Origin of the sequence: Paraburkholderia tuberum STM678 (assembly GCF_902833905.1) — a bacterium.
Classification (GTDB): Bacteria; Pseudomonadota; Gammaproteobacteria; order Burkholderiales; family Burkholderiaceae; genus Paraburkholderia; species Paraburkholderia tuberum.
In genome coordinates this window covers 63,615-82,497 of record NZ_CADFGP010000012.1, presented here as the reverse complement: position 1 = coordinate 82,497, position 18,883 = coordinate 63,615, and the positions used below count along the sequence as shown (strand labels likewise).

Sequence of the window (18,883 nt, the reverse complement as noted above, 5' to 3'; positions counted from 1 at the left end):
CGCGCATCGGTGCTGGACGTATCGCTAAATACGAAGCACGCACAAGGCGACTCACGTCGCGCGCAACGTCTTCTGACACGCCGCGAGTACCGCGCCGGCCGCTAGCAGCAGCGCCGAATACACGAGCCCGCGCGCGAGCCCGGCGCCATCCGACACCCAGCCGATCACGACCGGCCCGACGATCTGCCCGAACGCGAACACGATCGTGAAGGCGCTGATGCCCTTCGCCCAGTGGCTCGCGGGCAGATTGTGGCGCACGAACGCGGTCGTCGACGCGACCGCCGACAGGAACGTCGCGCCGAACAGCGCGCCCGAAACGAACGCGACCCACGGCTGCGTGAAGAGCGCGGGCAGCAGCGTCGCGATCGCCAGCAGCGCGTTGAGCAGGGCGAGCGCCTGGCCCCCGCGCATGCGATCGAGCAGCGTCGACCAGATCCGCGCCGACACCACGGTCGCCGCGCCGAGCAGTAGATAGAAACCGGTGACGACCGCCGCGCTCATGCCGGCGTTGCGCAGCAGCGCGACGATGAACGTCATGTAGCCGATATAGCCGACGCCGAACAGTCCGTAGCCCGCGAGCGCGGCCGCGAAGTGCGGCCAGCCCGGGGCAGGGGTGGCTGCGGCTGCATGCGCCGCAGCCGCCGCGCTCGTGTGCGCGCGCTCGATTCTGCGCGACGCGCCGATCGCGACCGCGGAGAACAGCGCGCAGGCCGCCGCGAGCGCGAACCACGCGAATTGCCAGCCGTGGGCGGCATCAAGGATCGTCACCGGCACCAGCACCGACGACGCGACGATCCCCCAGCCGGTGCCGCCGTAATACAGACCGAGCACGAGCCCCGCGTCGCGCGGTCGCGCCGACGCGAGCCGCGCCGCAAGCACGCCGCCGCCGATGAAGATCGCCGCGCTGCTCGCACCGGTGATCACGCGCAGCGTCAGCAGCGCATGCGTGCTGGCGGTGAGGCCGCTGCCGGCCATCAGCAGCGCGGTCAGCACGCAACCGGCCGCGAACAGCGCGCCGGCCGACCAGCGGCGCGCGAGGCGCGGAAACACGAGCGCGCCGAGCAGATAGCCGAGCGCGTTGGCGGTGTTCATCGCGCCGGCCTGCGCGAAGCTCCAGCCGAGGTCGAGTTTCATCGACGGCAACAGCAGCGCGTACGCGAAGCGCGCGAAGCCGAGCGCTGTCGCGCTGCCGAGCGATAGCGCGGCGGCCAGCAGCAGGGTCGGCACACGTTCGGCGGTGGTCGTTGATGGGGCGTGCGATGCGGTGTCGGCGGAACGGGAGGACATGGGCGGACGGATGTAAACGGGAACGCTGCGAGCCGATTCTACCTGGAGCGACGACGAAAGTCGCGGAATGTGCGCGCCTTACCCGCCCGCCCCTTCCGGCTCATGCGGCATGAGCCGCGCCTTCGCGTGGCGCATCTTTTCCAGCGTCTCGGGCCCGGCCTTCAGCGCGACGCCGATCGCGAGCGCATCCATGATGCACAGATGCACGAGCCGCGACACGCCCGGCGTGTTCGGATCGATCGGGCTCGCCACGCGCAGCAGCAGCGGAATATCGGCGAGCCATGCGAGTCGCGAGCCGACGTTGGTCAGCGCGATCGTCGTCGCGCCGCGCTCCTTCGCGATCTGGATGCTTTCATTCACTTCGACGCTGCGCCCCGAATGCGAGATCGCAAACGCGACGTCGCCCGGCTCCATCAGACCCGCGTATAGACGCTGCAAATGACCATCGGTAAACGCGGCCGCCGCGATGTCGATGCGCAAAAAACGCAGCGCCGCGTCCTGCGCGACGAGCCCCGAACCTGAGCCCACGCCGAAGAAAAACACGCGCCGGGCGCTCGAAAGCGCCGCGATCGCGCTTTCGACCACGGCAGGATCGAGCGCGCCGCGCGCATGCGTGATGCCGTCGATCGCCGCTTCGCCGACCTTGTCCATCAAGGTCTGCACGTCGTCGTCGCGCGCGACCGCGGTCGATGCATACGGCAGCCCGCCCGCGACGCTCTGCGCGAGCTGCATCTTGAAGTCGCGCAGACCGTGCGCACCGATCGCGCGGCAAAAACGCGTGACGGAAGGCTCGGATACTTCGGCGCGCTGCGCGAGTTCGGTGATGCTCGCGCGCATCGCGAAGTCGACGTCGGCGAGCACCATGTCGGCGACCTTGCGCTCGGCGGGCCGCAGACTCGCGAGTGCGTTGCGGATGTGGGGAATCAAGTTCGGTGCGGACACCCGGTGTTCCTTAGGGGCTGTTTCATATGGATCCGCGTCGCTCGCAGCTTCTTCGGCTTCAGTCGGCCTGATCGAAGTTCAAGCCGCACGCGGTTCAGACCAGCCTGCGTCCGCTCTCCGTATCGAACAGATGGATGTGTTCGGCCGGCAGACGCAGCGCGACACGCTGACCGGGCTCGATCTTCGAGCGCTCGCGCGTGGTCACGCACCACGAAGCGCCGCCTATTTTCCCGTACAGGTGCGTTTCGGCGCCAGTTGGCTCGATCACTTCGACGTCGAGCGCGGCATCCGGTATCTGCGTCGTGATCTCGACGTGCTCGGGCCGCACGCCGAGCGTGGCCTTCGCACCGACCACGGCCGACGCAGGCGTGCGTTCGAGCGCGACCTCGCTGCCGTCCGCGAGCTTCAACGCGAGGCCCGCACCCTGCGTGCGATTGACGATCACGCCCTCGGCGAAATTCATCGACGGCGAGCCGAGGAAGCTAGCGACGAACAGATTCGCCGGCCGGTCATAGAGTTCGAGCGGACGGCCGATCTGCTCGATACGTCCCGCGTTCATCACGACGATGCGATCGGCCATCGTCATCGCTTCGATCTGATCGTGGGTGACGTAGATCACCGTGTTCTTCAAGCGCTGATGCAGGGCCTTGATTTCGGTGCGCATCTGCACGCGCAGCTTTGCGTCGAGATTCGACAGCGGTTCGTCGAACAGGAACAGCGACGGCTCGCGCACCACCGCGCGGCCCATCGCCACGCGTTGCCGCTGACCGCCCGACAGTGCGCGCGGCAAGCGGTCCAGATAGTCACCGAGGTTCAGCATCTTCGCGGCCGCATCGATGCGCGGCTTGAATTTCTCCGAGGATTCCTTGCGGATTCTCGGACCGAACGCGATGTTTTCATACACCGACAGATGCGGATACAGCGCGTAGCTCTGGAACACCATCGAGATGTTGCGCTGCTGCGGCGCGAGCGTATTCGCGCGCGTGCCGCCGATCATCAGATCGCCGCCGCTGATTTCCTCGAGCCCGGCCACCATCCGCATCAGCGTGCTCTTGCCGCAGCCCGACGGACCAACCAGCACGACGAACTCGCCGTCGTCGATGTCGAGATCGATGCCGTGCACGACCTGGGTGTCGCCATAGCGTTTGAAGATGCCGCTCAGTTGCACTGCTGCCATGCTGTCCTCATTGTCTTGCTGTGTGTTGTATTGCCGATGTTGTATTGCCGGTGCCGTAGTGCACGCGCCGCGCGCGGCTCAGAACGACTCGAGCGTCAGCTCCTGCGCCATCAGGCGGTTGCCCGCCATCAAGCCGCCGTCGACCGGCAACGCGACGCCGGTGATCACGCGCGCTTGCGGCGATGCGAGGAACAGCACCGCATCGGCGATGTCGTCGGGCGTCGCGAAGTCGCGCAACGGGTACCACTTCTTCAGTTCCTCGAACACCTGCGGATTCTTCTCGACGCGCGCCTGCCACGCCTGCGTCTTCACAGTGCCCGGACAGACGATGTTCGCGCGAATGCCAAAGCGGCCCAGTTCGATCGCGAGCGCCTTCGTATAGCTGATCAGGCCGGCCTTCGCGGCGCTATATGCCGGATGACCGAGCGCGGCGAGACCGTTCACCGAGCCGATCAGCACGAGCGCGCCGCGCTGCCGTTCGATCATCGACGCGCGCACCGCCTCCACCGTGTGATACGTGCCGTTCAGATTCAGATGGATGTCGCGCTGCCAGCTTGCGGCGTCGGTGCTCGCGAGCGACGCGCCGAGCGCCGCGCCCGCGTTCGCGACCAGCACGTCGACCGGTCCACGCTGCGCGACCGCCGCGGCCACCGCGTGCTGCACCGCAGCGGCGTCGCCGAGATCGACCGCGACCGGCACGACCTGGTCCGCGCCCTGTTGCGCGCCCCGTTGCGCGCCGAGTCGCACGCTCAACGATTGGAGCGCGGTCGCGTCGATGTCGAGCGCGAGCACGGTGTCACCCGCCTCGACGAAGCGTTCGCATAACACGCTGCCAATACCGCCGCATGCGCCCGTTACCAATACGACACGATCCATGTGTTCCTCGCTCGTTGGCCTGGCCGTTTCGGCCGTCTTGCCGGCGCCGTCCGCCACCCGGCTCGCGCTACGCGCAACGCTGTAAATTTCCTACATATCCCACCCGCGACGACTGCCGGCCATCCCGAAGAGTGGGTTTCCATCCCCGTCGCGCCGTGCAGAATACCCCATGCTTTACAGCATCTTATGCACAAAACAGCCCGAGAAAAAATATCGCAGACCCTACGTGACAAGCTATTTTGCGTCATGTAGGATTTTTTCAAACAATTTACCCAAGGCGGCCGGCGACGGCAGCAAACCACCCACAGGAGAGAGAAAAATGTCGTTGCATGCCCGTGCTTCCCTCGCGCTCGGCAAAGTCGCCGTGGCGCTCGCGTTTGCAGGTATCGCCGTCTCGGCCCATGCCGAGACGGTCCGCGTGACGGTCGCTCACTACAGCGACGCGACCGCGCCGTACTTCGAGAAAATGGCCCGCAACTTCGAGAAGGCCAATCCCGGCACGACCATCAAGATCGAAGACGTGAACTGGGACACGCTGCAACAGAAGCTGCAAACGGACATCTCCGGCGGCGCCAACGCGGACCTCGCGATCGTCGGCACGCGCTGGCTGCTCGACTTCGTGAAGGACGACGTCGCCGAGCCGCTCGACGGCTATATGGACGCGAACTTCAAGGCCCGCTTCATCGGTCCGTTCCTGGCGCCTGGCCAGATCAACGGCAAGACCTACGGGCTGCCGATCGCCGCTTCCGCGCGCGCGCTGTACTACAACAAGGATCTGCTCGCGAAGGTCGGCTACCCCGACGGCCCGAAGACCTGGAACGAGGTGATCGATGCATCGAAGAAGCTGAAGGCGCAAGGCATCGCCGGCTTCGGTCTGCAAGGCAAGGAAATCGAAACCGACGTCTACTTTTACTACGCGCTGTGGACGATGGGCGGCGACGTGGTCGGCAAGGACGGCAAGGCCGCGTTCAATTCGCCGGCGGGCGTGAAGGCCGCGACGATGTACAAGCAGATGATCGACCAGGGACTCACGCAACCGGGCGTCACCGGCTATAGCCGCGAAGACGTGCAGAACCTGTTCAAGCAGGGCCGCGTCGCGATGGTGATCTCCGCGCCGTTCCTCGCCAAGCAGATCAAGAAGGAAGCGCCGAACCTGAAGTACGGCATCGATCCGGTGCCGATGGGCACGACGCACGCCACCTACGCGGTCACCGACTCGATCGTGATGTTCAAGAACTCGAAGGTGAAGAAGACCGCGTGGAAGTTCCTCGACTATCTGTTCACGAAGGAACCGCGCGTCGAGTTCACGACGACCGAAGGCTTCCTGCCGACCACGAAGGCCGAAGCGGCGGACCCGGCGTTCAACGATCCGGACATCAAGGCATTCGTCGCGCTGCTGCCCACGGCTCACTTCGCGCCGACCGTGACCGGCTGGGAAGACACCGCGAAGGCCGTGACCGACGCGATGCAGGCGATCTACCTGAACAAGGCGCAACCGGCGGAAGCGTTGAATGCGGCCGCTGCGCAGGCGAACAAGTCGCTCGGTCACTGATACGCGGCTTTTGACAGTAACGAGACGAACAGGGGACGCGCGGCGCCGTAGCTAAAGCGCCGCGCGTTGCGCCGCGCCACTCCCACATTCGAGCCTATGCAGCACGATGCACCCTCCGGCCCATTCCGTCGTGCCCGCCGCCAGAGAGCGGGCGCGTCTTACGATCGAGCACGCATGAGCCGTTCCGTTTCTTCGCGCGCGCAGGCGCCCTGGTTGCTGATTGCGCCGAGCCTCGTGCTCGCGCTGTTCATCATCAGCTATCCGATTTTCAACATCGTGTGGCAATCGCTGCATGAGGTATCGCGCTTCGGCGCGATCCGCGACTTCACCGGCGCGCAGAACTTCATCAACGTGTTTCAGGACCCGGTGTTTCTCGATTCGGTACGCCGCACGATCATCTGGACCGTGTGCGTGGTGGGCGGCACGGTGCTGATCTCGGTACCTGTCGCACTGATTCTGAATCAGGACTTTCACGGCCGCGGCGTGGCGCGCACGATCGTGATGCTGCCGTGGTCCGTCTCTTTGACGATGACCGCCGTCGTCTGGCGCTGGGCCTTCAACGACGACTACGGCATGGTCAATGTCACGCTGCAGCGGCTCGGCCTGATCGGCGGGCCGATTCACTGGCTCGCGACGCCCGAGTTCGCGTTCCCCGTCGAAATCGCGGTCGGCATTCTGGTGTCGATTCCGTTTACGGTGACGATTTTTCTTGGCGGCCTGTCTTCGGTGCCAAGCGATATCTACGAAGCCGCGCGTATCGACGGCGCGAGCGCCTGGCAGCAGTTCCGTCAATTGACGATGCCGCTGCTGCGCCCGTTCATCAACATGGCGATCCTGCTGAACGTGATCTACGTGTTCAACTCGTTTCCGATCATCTGGGTGATGACGCAAGGCGGCCCCGACAACAGCACGCACATCCTCGTCACTTACCTGTACGAACTCGGCTTCCGGCTCGGACGTCCCGGCGAAGCGGCAGCCGTTTCGCTGATCATGCTCGTGATGCTGTTCGTGTTCTCGATCGCTTATCTACGTCTGCAACGCGCGAAAGAAGGAGTGCCATCATGAGTCTGAGCGCGAAGACGAAACGCTCGCTGTGGTGCTGGATCGCCCTGACGCCGCTCGTGATCGTCATACTGTTTCCGTTCGCGGTGATGTTCTTCACCGCGGTCAAACCGGCCTCGGAGATCTTCGTCTATCCGGCGCGCTGGCTGCCGGTGCAGTGGCAGTGGCGCAATTTCATCGACATGTGGGACGCGGCCAACTTCGGCGTCGCGCTGCGCAACAGCACGATCATCAGTTTCCTGTCCACCGCGCTCGCACTCGCGGTGTGCCTGCCCGCCGCTTACGCGCTCGCGCGCTTCCCATTTCGCGGACGCGGCCTGTATCGGCAGTTCCTGCTCGTCACGCAGATGCTGTCGCCGATCCTGCTGGTGGTCGGCCTATTCCGGCTCGCGGCGATGATTCCGTGGGGCGACGGCAACCTGGTCGATTCGAGGATCGGCGTGATCGTGTCGTACGCGGCGTTCAATATCGCGTTCGCGGTGTGGATGCTGTCGTCGTACTTTCAGACCGTGCCGCAGGATCTCGAGGAATCCGCGTGGCTCGAAGGCTGCAGCCGCACGCGCGCGGTGTTCAAGGTGTTTCTGCCGCTCGCGGTGCCGGCGATCGTCGTGACCGCCATCTTCACGTTCATCAATGCGTGGAACGAGTTCGCGGTCGTCTATACGCTGATCCGCTCGCCGGAAAACAAGACGCTGACCGTGCAGGTGACCGATATGGTCGCGGGCAAGTACGTGGTCGAATGGCATCTGGTGATGGCCGCGACCTTGTGCGCGACGTTGCCGGTTTCGATCGTGTTTGCGTGGTTGCAGCGTTATATGGTGAAGGGGCTCGCGCTCGGCGCGGTGAAGTGAGTGACTGCGCGGCGCGTGCCGCGCAGTGTTCGCTTGCGGGTCGTGCGTCAGTCGGTGCCGCGCACGATGCGCAGATCGCGTTCGACGCCATCGCCCAATGCGGCCAGCGCCTTCTTGTACTCCTCGCTTTCGTAAGCGGCGACGGCCGCCTCGTACGTCGGGAACTCGATCACGACCGTGCGCTCCTTGAGGCCCTGCTCGCGCGCCTCGTCCGCCACGCCTCGCACGAGGAACTTGCCGCCCGCCGCCGCCACCGCGGCCGGGGCCAATTGCGCGTACGCGGCCAGTTTCTGCGGATCGTTCGTCTTGCGGTACGACGACACCCAATAACCTTTGCTCATTCGAATCTCCTTGTGTGATGGACCAACAGGGGACTAAAGCGGACCTAAGCAGTCGCGGTCTTACATAGTAGCAAAGCGGGCCGGCTCGCGGTGCCGAGCGGTACCGCGCCGCCGCGCGCCGCGCGCCGCGACTTGGACAGCATCTGCCACCACCAGCCCGTGATCGCGCATAACGGGAAGTGTCTCTTTCAGCATCGCCAAAACGATTTAGCCATTAAACGGTTTGTGCACTAGGCTTGCCTTTGCACACTTCAAGCGATGGACCAAAGGAGACAACGAATGAGCGAGCGATACGAGTCGTTTTGTGCATGCTGCGGCGGTCCCGACCACCGGGCGATGAGCCGACGGACTTTCATGAGCCTGCTTGCGGGTAGCGCCGCCGGACTCGCCATGCCGTCCGCGTTCGCCGCGGACACACCCGCCGTGCCCACGATTGCTTATGACTCGATTGCCAACCCCGTACGTTTGCCGAACGACAGGTACTTCGGTGAATGCTCGGGCGTCGCGCTCAATTCGCATGGCCATATCTTCGTGCTGTCGCGCGGCAACACCACCGGCCCCGCATATGGCGCGGCCGCCGCGCAACTGCTCGAGTTCGCGCCCGATGGACGCTTCGTGCGCGAGATCGGCCACAACCTGTATGCGTGGTCATTCGCGCACACGGTGAAGGTGGACCGGCACGACAACATCTGGGTCACCGACAAGGGCTCGGACATGGTGATCAAGTTCACGCCGGACGGACGCGTCGCGATGGTGTTCGGCCGCAAGCAGGAAGCATCGGACGAGGAAACCGCGCCGCTCAAGCATCCGAATCCGCCGCTGCCGTCCGAACCCGGACGCTTTCGCCAGGTGACCGACGTCGCGTGGGACAAGGCGGGCAACACCTATATCAGCGACGGATACATCAACTCGCGCGTCGCGAAGGTCGATCGCGACGGCAACTGGCTGAAGTCATGGGGCGATCGCGGCACGGGACCGGGGCAGTTCCATACGCCGCATAGCATCGCGGTCGATGCGCACGACCACGTTTATGTGGCCGATCGCAGCAACCGGCGCATCCAGGTGTTCAATACCGAGGGCACGTTCCTGCGCCAGTTCACGATCGACGTACCGGTGCCGCCGGACGCGCGCCCCGCGATCGGCAACATGCCGAGTGAAGCGGACCTCGCCGCGGGCACGTTCGCGCCGGGCTCGCCTTGGGCGATCTGCATCTCGCCGGGACCGAATCAGGTGCTCTATAGCGCCGACGCCTTTCCGGGCCGCATCTACAAGATGACGCTCGACGGCAAAGTGCTCGGTGTGCTTGGCAAAGCGGGCAAACAGCCGAAGCAGTTCGGCTGGATTCACGAGATGGCGTGTCCTTCGGAAAACGTATTATTCGTTGCCGAGTTGCTGAACTGGCGTATTCAGAAACTGGTTCTGCATGCGTGATGGACGAGGGCCGCCGCATTCGTCTGTGATGCGGACGCGGACCGGCCCTGTCGATGTCATGCCGTCTCAGTCGTAACGACGATGCTTGTGATGGTGCTTGCCCGATTGGTGGCCGCGGGAGTAGTCGTTGGCATACGAGTTCGAGCGCGAGATGTTGCCGCCGAGCGCCGAACCCGCGCCGCCGCCGAGCGCGGCGCCGACCAGGCCGCCGGTGCGGCCGCCCATCGCGTTGCCGGCCGCGGTGCCCGCCCCGCCACCGAGCGCGCCGCCAATGATCGCGCCGGTACGTTCACGACGATTCGACGTGACCGCGCCGCCCGCCCCGCCGCCCACCGCGCCGCCGATCACCGCGCCGGTGCTGCCGCCCACCGCGCCGCCGACTGCCGCGCCAGCGACGCCACCGAGCGCGCCACCGAGCATGTTGTTCATATCACCGGCGAGTGCCGGCAACGACGCCGCGGCGCTCAATGCAGCCACGGCAACCATCTGAATGATTTTCTTCGACATATCGGGTCTTTGTTTTAGTGAGACGGCGCCGAGTATAGCGGGGCTTTCGAAAGGCCTTTGTAACCACGAGAGTCTGTGGCGGTAAGACGTGTAACAAAATGAATGGGGCATTGTTCTTTGCGGTGACCGTGAAAAAACAAGGGCCGCTCGTGATGAGCGGCCCCTGAAAATTGAATGCCGATCAGTCAATCAAATCTATCCTTCTACCCGCGCCGCTTCTTCTTCAATTCGATCGTCTCGAACAGATCGTATTCCGGCGTCGGCGTCTGATCCGCGCCCGGCGCATGGTAGTAGTTCATCGTGATCGTGGTGTCGCCGCCGCGCTGCCCCGGATCGTAGTCGAACACCGCGATGCCGTAACCGGTGCCGGTGTCGCGTTGGGCGGACCAGATCGCGTCTTCGACCGCGTCGGCGCTCGCGCGCACAAACGTGCCCGCGGTCGTCGACGGCACCGGGCGATTCGGCTTCGTGAAGATGCGCGCCTGCGGCAGGCCCGTGCCGGTATCGACGCCATACACGTCGAGCGGCGCGCTCGTGCCGCCGCCGCCGAGAATCAGGTGGATCGTGCCGTGGCTCGTATCGAACGTCGATGCACCCGCCGATACCGCCGACATGATCGGCTTGGGCTGCAACGTATCGACCGGGTGCCCCGTCGCGATGTCGGTGCCCTTGTTGTGATTGCAACCGCGCACCGGATAGCTGCGCTCGTAGTCGTGATCGTGACCGCACAGCACGAGATCCACACCATAGCGATCGAACAGCGGCAGCCACGCTTCGCGAATGCCCTTGTCGGAACCGTTGCCGGTCTTCGACGAACTGAGCGCGTCCTGATGCATCTGAACGATGATCCAGTCCACGTCGTTATCGTGCGATGCATGCCGCAGCACTTTTTCGAGCCAGCGTGTCTGCTCGCCATTGCTATAGCCGCGCACGTACAGCGACGTGCCCGCCGGAATCGGCGGATTGCCGGTGCTCGCGACCGGCGTCAGCGGCGCGGGCCCGGCGACGAAAGCGGCGGCATCCTGATAGACGACGTCGTCCGCATCGAGCGAAATGAACAGCACCGAGCCGACGCGGAAGCTGTACCAGCGGCCCGGAAAACGCGTGTGATTATCGGGCAGCACGTAGCGCGACAGATACGATGCAAGGCCTTGCTCGCCATTGTTGAATTCGAGCTCGTGATTGCCGGGACACGGCATCCACGGCCGGTTCGACGCCGACGTCTGCGCGTTGTTGCCGAAGTCGCGCCACACCTCGGGCTGCTGCGTCGGATTCAGATTCGCATAGCAGAGGTCACCGTTCAGCAGATGGAAGAGCGGCTGAAAGCGCTCGACGGCCGCCACCGCGAAGCGGCTTTGCGGCGACGACAGCACCCAGTTCGTATTCGGCGTCGCGAGATCGCCGTAGCTCGTCCAGCGAAACGGCGCGCGGCCGCGCGGCGCGGTACGAAAACTCGCGGTGAAGGGTTGCGCTGCATTGCCGTCGTTATCGGCCGTCACTTCGTACTGATAGCTCGTGTCGGCCTTCAACTCGCGCACGCGCGCGTGATAGTTGAATACGACCTCGCCGTTGATGCCGTCGGTGTACGTGCTTTGCACCGCGTGCACCGTATGTTTCGCGTGGTCCCCGTTATTGGCGCCGCTTATGCGCACCTGCGGATTGACCGCGGGCGCGAGCGACGACCACGACACGGTAATTTCGCTCGTCGGGTCGCTGCCCCAGGTCAGATGGATCTGCTCGGGCGTGCCATCGGGTGTGCCGCTATTGGCGCCGCGCGCGGTCGATGCGAGCACGCCCGCCGCCGTCGCGAGACTCGATGCGCCGGCGAACTTCAGAAAGCCGCGACGCGAGACGATCGATGCGCCGTGCTCATCGGCAGGCGTTGTCTTGACGATTTTTCTGTTCGACATGTCCGGTATGGTTGTTCAGGTGGAAGAATGCCAGCGCAAAACAACGCCCCGCGGGGCGAGCGCGGACGGAAAGCGACGGACGATCGTAGCCGGACGGCGATGACAGCCCGATGAAAGATCGGGCGAATAGCGGAAGGAGGGTTCGATATCGAAAGGTCTATAAAAACAGATTGCCGGTGCAGCGCGTGATTCGATCGCGCGCATGCAACCGGCAATCCGCTTGACGTCCGTTCAGGTCTGGGAACTTGTATCGTCCGCGGCCTGAGCGTTGTCGGCGTCGTCCTGCTTCTCTTCTTCTTTCTTTTCCACCAGCGATTCCAGCTTTCCAGCGCCTTCGAAACCGGCGATAGCGGCCACGCCTTTGGTCAGCAGACCCGCTTGTGGATCGACTTTCTCCGCGGCTTCAACGGCGGCAACCGCACCGGCAATCTTGCCCACTTCGTCCAGAAGTCCCATGTCGCACTCCAACAAAAATAAGTGAAATTGCATCGTCTCACGAACTTCGCGGCATGTCCTCAAATGTTAAACCGCTTGACCATGAAGCTTTCGGACTGAAATTTAAGCGGCTGCCTCACACGCGGGCGGGCGGCTGCGGATTGTTCGCGGGATTCGTGTCGTACCTCGAAACGCGAAGAATACCGTTCGCCTCGATCAGCTTCGACAAGCCGGCCTCGAGGGCATCGGCGACGTCCTTGTCATACACTTCGTCGCCATTCACGTGGAGCGTGAACGACTGCAGGTACTTCGCTTTCTTCTCCGGGTTCTCGATGGTTTGCCGTGTCCATTGATAAAGCGGGTAGTTCCCGATGCCCATTTTCTGCGCTTCGCTCACGTAGTCGGCGAATGCATCGAACTGGCATTTGAGCGTTGCGTGATGCGTTTGCAAAATGGCACGTAGCGCTGGATGCGCGGCGCACGAAGGGTCCGCGCGCAGCGAGTTGGCAAGTTCCATCGACGCGGTGATTCGCAGTTGAAATTGCAAGGGAGACGACATCACGACCTCGATCGCATCGGTAACGGATATCAAAAGTCCGCAGGCGCGGCCTTGTCGGCGACACGCGCGTCGAGCACCGCTTCGCACTGCTCGATTTCTTCGTTGCACATCGGCTTGCCGAGCAGATAACCCTGCGCATGCGTGCAACCGCATACGCGCACGAAATTGAGCTGCTCCTGGGTTTCGATGCCCTCGGCCGTGGTCGGCATGCCGATCTCGCGCGCCAGCGCGACGATGCCGCGCACCACGGCCGCCGATTCGCGCCGATGCACGGACTCGCGGACGAACGAACTGTCGATCTTCAGCTTGTCGAACGAGAAGCGCACGAGCGTGGACATCGTCGAAAAGCCGGTGCCGAAGTCGTCGAGCGCCAGCCCGATACCCAATGCGCGCAATCTGGTGATATTGCGGCGAGTCACTTCGTCGTCGTTCAGCAGTGCCGTTTCCGTGACCTCGAGGTTGAGCCGCGTCGGCGGCAGCCTCGTTTTCCGAAGTATTGCCGTCACCGTCGATGCGAACGATTCCTCGCGCAATTGCACCGGCGATACATTGACCGCGACGATCACCTTGTCGCGCCACGCCGACGCCGCCATGCACGATTGCAGCAGCACCCATTCACCCAACGCGAGGACCAGGCCGGTGCGCTCGGCGGTCGGAATGAACGCGGACGGCGACAACTCGCCGCGCGTCGGATGGGCCCAGCGAATCAGCGCCTCGCGGCCCGCTACCGCGCCGGTATGCAGATCGATGATCGGCTGATACTCCATGCGCAAACCATTGAACGACTTCAGCGCGCCTTCGAGGTCGCTGCGCAGCAGGCTCAGGCTTTCGTCGGATACGTGCTTCTCGGCATCGAAAATCGCGAACGCGCTTTTGCCGCTGCGCTTGACGCCGTACAACGCGCGGTCCGCGCAGATCAGCAATTGCGGACCCGTTTTCGCATGTTCGGGATAGAGCGCGATGCCGACGCTCGCGCCGATATGCACGAGCGCTTCGCTCAACACGAACGGCCGCGCCAGCGTTCTGACGATGCGATCGGCCAGCACGCGCACGTCGCGAAGCTGCCCGGCGTCGTCCGAGATCGCGACGAACTCGTCGCCCGCCAGGCGGCCAACGTGGTCGCCGCTCGGCAGCAGATCGCGCAAACGGGAGGCCGCTTCCTGCAGAATCTGGTCGCCGGCGGCATGACCGAGACTGTCGTTGATCGCCTTGAAGCCGTCGAGGTCGATCAGCAGCACCGCGAACGCCTCGCCCTGCCGCGTCGAACTCTCGCCGGTGCGTTCGATCAGCAGCTCGTTGATACGCGCGCGATTCGGCAAACCGGTCAGGCTATCCTGGCGCGCGAGGCGATGACTGTTTTCCCGCGCGAGCAGCAACGCAACGGTGTCGCGATTACTGCGCAGCGCGACCGTGAAGAAGCCGGCCGCGCAAAACGGAGCCTGAAATAGCAGCACGAGCTTGCCATTGCCCGGCGACATCGCCGCGCCGACACTCAGAAAGCCGAGAATAAAAACGATCTGCAATAACGCAAGCCGCGGCGTGCCCGCATTGCGTCCGGACAATCCGCCGATCACACCGACCGCACAGACGTTTCCAAGCAGAAAAAGCGTGGGACTTCCGCTGATATTGCACAGGAATGTGCCAAACCCGAATAACGCGCTCCACAACAGACTCGCGAAAATAAACGCGGAAGTCGGCGTGGGCAGCCCAAGGGCTGCCCGCGTGCGGCATAGCCAGATCAGCGTGAGCCGCGCGATCAGCAATGCGACGACCGCAATACCCCACGCGGCATATAGAGGAATCGGATAAAGATAATACGCGGTTGCGCATACGCTGATTTCGCAAATCGACGCGAAAACGATCGATGCGGTTCGCGTGAACAGGTTGGCAAGCAGAATCTGCCGGTTGTCCGGACTCAGGTTCTGGGCCGAGGATACGACCCACCTGGAAAATGGAGACCTTGGTTCGGTAAAAGCCATGACCTGCGCATTCGACGGTGGGTGGGTCCGAATCGGCATGCGAATGGACGGCTCGTGCAGCGATTACATAAACATAAAGTATCAGATTAATGCATGCAATGGCGTGAAATGACCGGCAGCCGTGGATCAAAAGCACTGCATGAGCGCGAATCACGACTTGCTCGACGGAGTACGAGCGTTCGGATTACATGTTGTTGCGGCGCAACGGACCGCTCGATATAGCGCGATTCCGAAGTTGCGGAACGGCAATAAAAAAAGAGGAAGATCGTGGCTCTCCCTCTTTGAGGATTGCCGCAGCCTCGGCTTGCCGAGTCGCGATCGCCGGCCTCGCTTAGTCGTACAGCACGGCTGCGATCTTCGGATCGTTCATGTTGGTCTTGTCGTACCAGTAAAAACCGGTGTCGATCTTCTTCGGCAGCTTCTCGCCGTGCAGCGCCTTGACCGCCGAGTCGACCGTGCATTTGCCGATACCGACCGGATTCTGCGTAATCGCGCCGGCCATCAAGCCCGACATGATGTTCTCCTTCTGCTCCTTGCCGGAGTCGAAGCCGATCAGCACGAGTTTCTTGCCCGATTCCTTGACGCCGATCGCCGCGCCTTCCGCGGAACCTTCGTTTGCACCGAAGATACCCTTCAGGTTCGGATTCGCCTGGATCATGGTCTTGGCGATTTCCGCGGACTTCAGGTGATCGCCGGCGCCGTATTGCACGGACACGATCTTGATGTTCGGATGCTTCGACTTGATCTGATTGACGAAACCGTCGCGGCGATCGACACCGGTGCGGCTCGTCTGGTCATGCACGATCACGCCGACTTCGCCGGAATTGCCGATCAGCGCGGCCATCTTGTCGGCGGCGAGCGCGGCGGCGGCGACGTTGTCCGTCGAGCAGGTCGTCAACGGAATATCGCTGTCGACGCCCGAGTCGAATGCAATCACCGGAATCTTTTCGTTCTGGGCGCGCTTGAGCAAGGGGATGGCCGCCTTACTGTCGAGCGCCGCGATGCCGAGCGCCTGCGGCTTCTTCGCGAGCGCGGCCGACAGCATGTCGATCTGCTTATCGACCATCGCTTCCGTTTCCGGTCCCTCGAACGTGATCCTGACGTTGTTCGCTTTCGCGGACTGCTCGGCGCCCGATTTGACGGCTTGCCAGAACTGATGCTGGAAGCCTTTCGAAATAAGCGGAATATACGGCTCGTCCGCGTACGCGAGACTACTTCCGCCGACGAGCGCACCGACACCGACCACGATACCGATCAGTCTTCTCTTCAACATGGGGCCTCCTCCAATGGTTGGGCTATCAAGCCGCTATCGAGCTTTCGAGGGAGCCTTCACGTGCCCTCTCTCTCCTGCTCCTGCGTTCCCTGCTTATTTGCTGCTTCCTTGCTCCTGCGTCAACTTCTCCGGCTGCGCCGCAGGATGTCCGCATACACCGCCAGAATGATGATCAAACCGGTCACGACGATCTGCCACTCCTGCGCGACCGACATGATGCGCAGTCCGTTGGTCAGCACGCTCATGATGAAAGCGCCGATGATGGTGCCGAGTATCGTTCCCGAACCGCCGCTCAACGACGTGCCGCCGATCACGACCGCCGCGATCGCATCGAGCTCGTAGCCTTGACCGAGCGCCGGCTGCGCCGAATTGAGCCGCGACGCGATCAGCAGACCCGCGATGCCGCAGATAGCGCCGCCCACGCCGTAAATCGCGATCTTCCAGCGATCGACATTGACGCCCGAGAGCCGCACCGCTTCCTCATTGCTGCCGAGTGCGAACGTATAGCGGCCGAGCGCGGTGCGATTGAGCGTAATAGAACTGACGATCGCGAGAAAGAACAGGATCAGTACCGCATTCGGAATCGGCACGCCCGGCAGGAAATAGCCGATCAGCGAATCCTGGGAAATACGGTAGAAGTTCTCGGTATCGGTGAAATAGATCGGCTTGTCCGCCGACACGACGAGCGAAAGACCTTTGAGCAGCATCATCATGCCGAGCGTCGCGATGAATGGCGGGATCTTCATTTTGGCGGTCAGCGTACCCGATACCGTGCCGCACACCGCGCCGGTCGCGAGTGCCGCGAGCACGCCCGTCCACATCGGCAGATGCCAGTATGTGAGAAATACTCCGCAAATCACGGCGGTAAATGTCATCAACGTACCGACCGACAGATCGATGCCGCCCGTAATGATCACGAACGTGGCGGCAATCGCCAGCACGCCGTTCACAGCTGTCGCCTGAAAAATGCCGAGAATGTTGTCAATCTGCATGAAGGCCGGCGATGCGAAGCTGAAGAACACCAGCAACAGGATAAGGCTCGCGAACGCGAGCATCTTTTGCACGGCGGTCGGCGCGAAAATTCGGCCTTTCAGCCCGGAAGTGCGCCTTTCGTTGTCCAGCGCCGCGGTATCCGTTCGCAATGTCATGTCGTAGACCTCTTCAGGCTTGTACCGTTTTCAGGGTTTCGCGCAGCGTCGCGAGATGCATGATGCGCTCCTGCGTCGCTTCGCTGGCGGACAGCTCGCCGGTAATGCGGCCTTCGCACATCACGACGATGCGGTCGCTCATGCGCAGAACTTCCGGCAGCTCGGAGGAGATCATCACGATCGCCTTGCCTTGCGCCGCCAGCGAGCGCAGCAGCTTGTAGATTTCGCTTTTCGCGCCGACGTCGATGCCGCGCGTCGGTTCATCGAAGAACAGTACGTCGCAATCGCGCTCGAGCCATTTCGCGATCACGATCTTCTGTTGATTGCCGCCCGACAGGAGCCTCACCTGCTGCGTCGCCGAAGGCGTGCGAATCGCAAGCAGCTTGATGAAGTGCTGCGCTCTTTTGCGAATCTGCCCGCGGCGCAGAAACATATTGATTGACAGGAACTTGCCGAGATCGGCCATCACGATGTTCGATTCGACATCCATTCCCGTAGCGAGACCGAAGCGCTTGCGATCTTCGGACAGGTAGCCGATGCCGCGCTTGACCGCATCACTGGGCCTCTTGATCGACGCCTTCACGCCTTTCACGAGTATCTCGCCCGATTCGACCGGATCGGCGCCGAACACCGCGCGCGCGACCTCCGTGCGGCCCGCGCCCATCAAGCCTGCGAAACCGAGTATTTCGCCCTTGCGCAATTCGAAACTGACGTCGCGCACGAGCGGACCTGCGACGAGATTTCTCACTTCGAGCGCGAGTTCGCCTTTCACCGGCGCGCTCTCGACCGGCGTCACGTCGCCCAGCGTGCGTCCGACCATCATGCCGATGATCGTCTCGACGGCGGTGCCCTCGGTCGGCACGGTGGCCACATACTCGCCGTCGCGCATCACGGTCACGCGATCGGTGATCTGCTTCAACTCGTCCATCTTGTGCGAGATATAGACGACGCCGACGCCGCGCTCTCTCAATTGACGGATGATCCGGAACAGCTCGGCGATCTCGGCATCGTTGAGCGCGGACGTGGGTTCGTCCATGATCAGCACGCGCGAATCGAAAGACAGTGCTTTCGCGATCTCGACCATCTGCTGACTCGCGACGGTCAGCGTGCCGACCATCGTGCGCGGATCGAGTTTCACGTGCATGCGGGCGAGGATCTCGCTTGCCTGCGCATTCAGTTTGTCTTCGTCGAGGAACAGACCCAGACCCTTGCGCGGCTCACGGCCGATAAAGATGTTCTGCGCGATGCTCAGATGATTCATCAGTTGCAGTTCCTGATGAATGATGCCGATGCCGACAGCTTGGGCGTCGCGCGGACCTTGAAAATCGACGGGCTTGCCGTCGAAGAGAATTTCGCCGGAATCGCGCGTATAGACGCCGGCAAGAATTTTCATCAGCGTCGACTTGCCCGCGCCGTTCTCGCCCATCAGCGCATGGACCTCGCCGGCCATGAGTTCGAACCGGACGTCATGAAGCGCTCTTACGCCCGGAAAGCTCTTGCAAAGATTGTTGACGGAAATGAGTGGGTTCATGTGCGGGTCTGTCGACGGCTGC

17 protein-coding genes are annotated in these 18,883 nt (G+C 63.0%); 4 read left to right on the top strand and 13 right to left on the bottom strand.

What is annotated here, in order from left to right; all coding sequences use genetic code 11:
* Positions 1–51 precede the first annotated feature (51 nt).
* The 4 genes from HWY30_RS12990 to HWY30_RS12975 form a co-directional block, all read right to left on the bottom strand.
* Complete coding sequence (locus HWY30_RS12990; protein WP_090807631.1) at positions 52–1,287, bottom strand: YbfB/YjiJ family MFS transporter; 1,236 nt, start codon at positions 1,285–1,287, stop codon at positions 52–54.
* 78 nt (positions 1,288–1,365) lie between these two features.
* A complete protein-coding gene (locus HWY30_RS12985) occupies positions 1,366–2,229 on the bottom strand; it encodes a MurR/RpiR family transcriptional regulator (protein ID WP_090807633.1) in 864 nt (287 codons plus the stop codon).
* Positions 2,230–2,323: 94 nt separating this feature from the next.
* The gene (locus HWY30_RS12980) at positions 2,324–3,406 is read right to left on the bottom strand and encodes an ABC transporter ATP-binding protein (protein ID WP_090807635.1); all 1,083 of its coding nucleotides are present in this window, start codon (positions 3,404–3,406) and stop codon (positions 2,324–2,326) included.
* A 78-nt stretch (positions 3,407–3,484) separates the two neighbouring features.
* On the bottom strand, positions 3,485–4,282 hold the full coding sequence (locus HWY30_RS12975) for an SDR family oxidoreductase (RefSeq protein ID WP_090810263.1): 798 nt from the start codon (positions 4,280–4,282) through the stop codon (positions 3,485–3,487).
* 319 nt (positions 4,283–4,601) lie between these two features.
* Between HWY30_RS12975 and HWY30_RS12970 the strand changes: the two genes are divergently transcribed.
* The 3 genes from HWY30_RS12970 to HWY30_RS12960 all read left to right on the top strand — a co-directional run bounded on the left by HWY30_RS12970 (position 4,602) and on the right by HWY30_RS12960 (position 7,747).
* Complete coding sequence (locus HWY30_RS12970) at positions 4,602–5,834, top strand: ABC transporter substrate-binding protein (protein ID WP_090807637.1); 1,233 nt, start codon at positions 4,602–4,604, stop codon at positions 5,832–5,834.
* A 174-nt stretch (positions 5,835–6,008) separates the two neighbouring features.
* Positions 6,009–6,899 carry a carbohydrate ABC transporter permease gene (locus HWY30_RS12965; RefSeq protein WP_090807639.1) on the top strand — a complete coding sequence of 297 codons (891 nt, stop codon included), beginning with the start codon at positions 6,009–6,011 and terminating at the stop codon, positions 6,897–6,899.
* Entirely contained in the window at positions 6,896–7,747 is an 852-nt protein-coding gene (locus tag HWY30_RS12960; protein WP_090807642.1) for a carbohydrate ABC transporter permease, read from the top strand. Before HWY30_RS12965 ends, HWY30_RS12960 begins: the two co-directional genes overlap by 4 nt.
* Before the next feature lie 47 nt (positions 7,748–7,794).
* On the opposite strand, the gene HWY30_RS12955 is transcribed toward HWY30_RS12960, so the two are convergent.
* Positions 7,795–8,088: a DUF1330 domain-containing protein gene (locus tag HWY30_RS12955; protein ID WP_018423759.1), complete on the bottom strand. Its 294-nt coding sequence runs from the start codon at positions 8,086–8,088 to the stop codon at positions 7,795–7,797.
* A gap of 279 nt (positions 8,089–8,367) precedes the next feature.
* Here HWY30_RS12955 and HWY30_RS12950 point away from each other — a divergent pair, with 279 nt between their 5' ends.
* The gene (locus HWY30_RS12950; RefSeq protein WP_090807644.1) at positions 8,368–9,519 is read left to right on the top strand and encodes a peptidyl-alpha-hydroxyglycine alpha-amidating lyase family protein; all 1,152 of its coding nucleotides are present in this window, start codon (positions 8,368–8,370) and stop codon (positions 9,517–9,519) included.
* Positions 9,520–9,585: 66 nt separating this feature from the next.
* Here the strand turns inward: HWY30_RS12950 and HWY30_RS12945 are convergent, their stop codons facing one another.
* From HWY30_RS12945 to HWY30_RS12910, 8 genes are all read right to left on the bottom strand, one after another.
* Positions 9,586–10,026 (bottom strand): hypothetical protein, encoded by a 441-nt coding sequence (locus HWY30_RS12945; protein WP_090807646.1) that lies wholly within the window; start codon positions 10,024–10,026, stop codon positions 9,586–9,588.
* A gap of 203 nt (positions 10,027–10,229) precedes the next feature.
* The gene (locus HWY30_RS12940) at positions 10,230–11,936 is read right to left on the bottom strand and encodes a purple acid phosphatase family protein (protein ID WP_090807648.1); all 1,707 of its coding nucleotides are present in this window, start codon (positions 11,934–11,936) and stop codon (positions 10,230–10,232) included.
* Positions 11,937–12,167: 231 nt separating this feature from the next.
* Entirely contained in the window at positions 12,168–12,392 is a 225-nt protein-coding gene (locus HWY30_RS12935) for a hypothetical protein (protein ID WP_090807650.1), read from the bottom strand.
* 115 nt (positions 12,393–12,507) lie between these two features.
* Positions 12,508–12,930, bottom strand: coding sequence for a hypothetical protein (locus tag HWY30_RS12930; protein ID WP_090810266.1), 423 nt, complete (start codon positions 12,928–12,930; stop codon positions 12,508–12,510).
* A gap of 29 nt (positions 12,931–12,959) precedes the next feature.
* Positions 12,960–14,909 carry a putative bifunctional diguanylate cyclase/phosphodiesterase gene (locus tag HWY30_RS12925; protein WP_090807652.1) on the bottom strand — a complete coding sequence of 650 codons (1,950 nt, stop codon included), beginning with the start codon at positions 14,907–14,909 and terminating at the stop codon, positions 12,960–12,962.
* 331 nt (positions 14,910–15,240) lie between these two features.
* Positions 15,241–16,182 carry an ABC transporter substrate-binding protein gene (locus HWY30_RS12920; RefSeq protein WP_090807654.1) on the bottom strand — a complete coding sequence of 314 codons (942 nt, stop codon included), beginning with the start codon at positions 16,180–16,182 and terminating at the stop codon, positions 15,241–15,243.
* A 119-nt stretch (positions 16,183–16,301) separates the two neighbouring features.
* Positions 16,302–17,330, bottom strand: a complete 1,029-nt coding sequence (locus tag HWY30_RS12915) for an ABC transporter permease (RefSeq protein WP_090807656.1) — start codon at positions 17,328–17,330, stop codon at positions 16,302–16,304.
* A 13-nt stretch (positions 17,331–17,343) separates the two neighbouring features.
* Positions 17,344–18,861, bottom strand: a complete 1,518-nt coding sequence (locus tag HWY30_RS12910) for a sugar ABC transporter ATP-binding protein (protein ID WP_090807657.1) — start codon at positions 18,859–18,861, stop codon at positions 17,344–17,346.
* Positions 18,862–18,883: the final 22 nt, after the last annotated feature.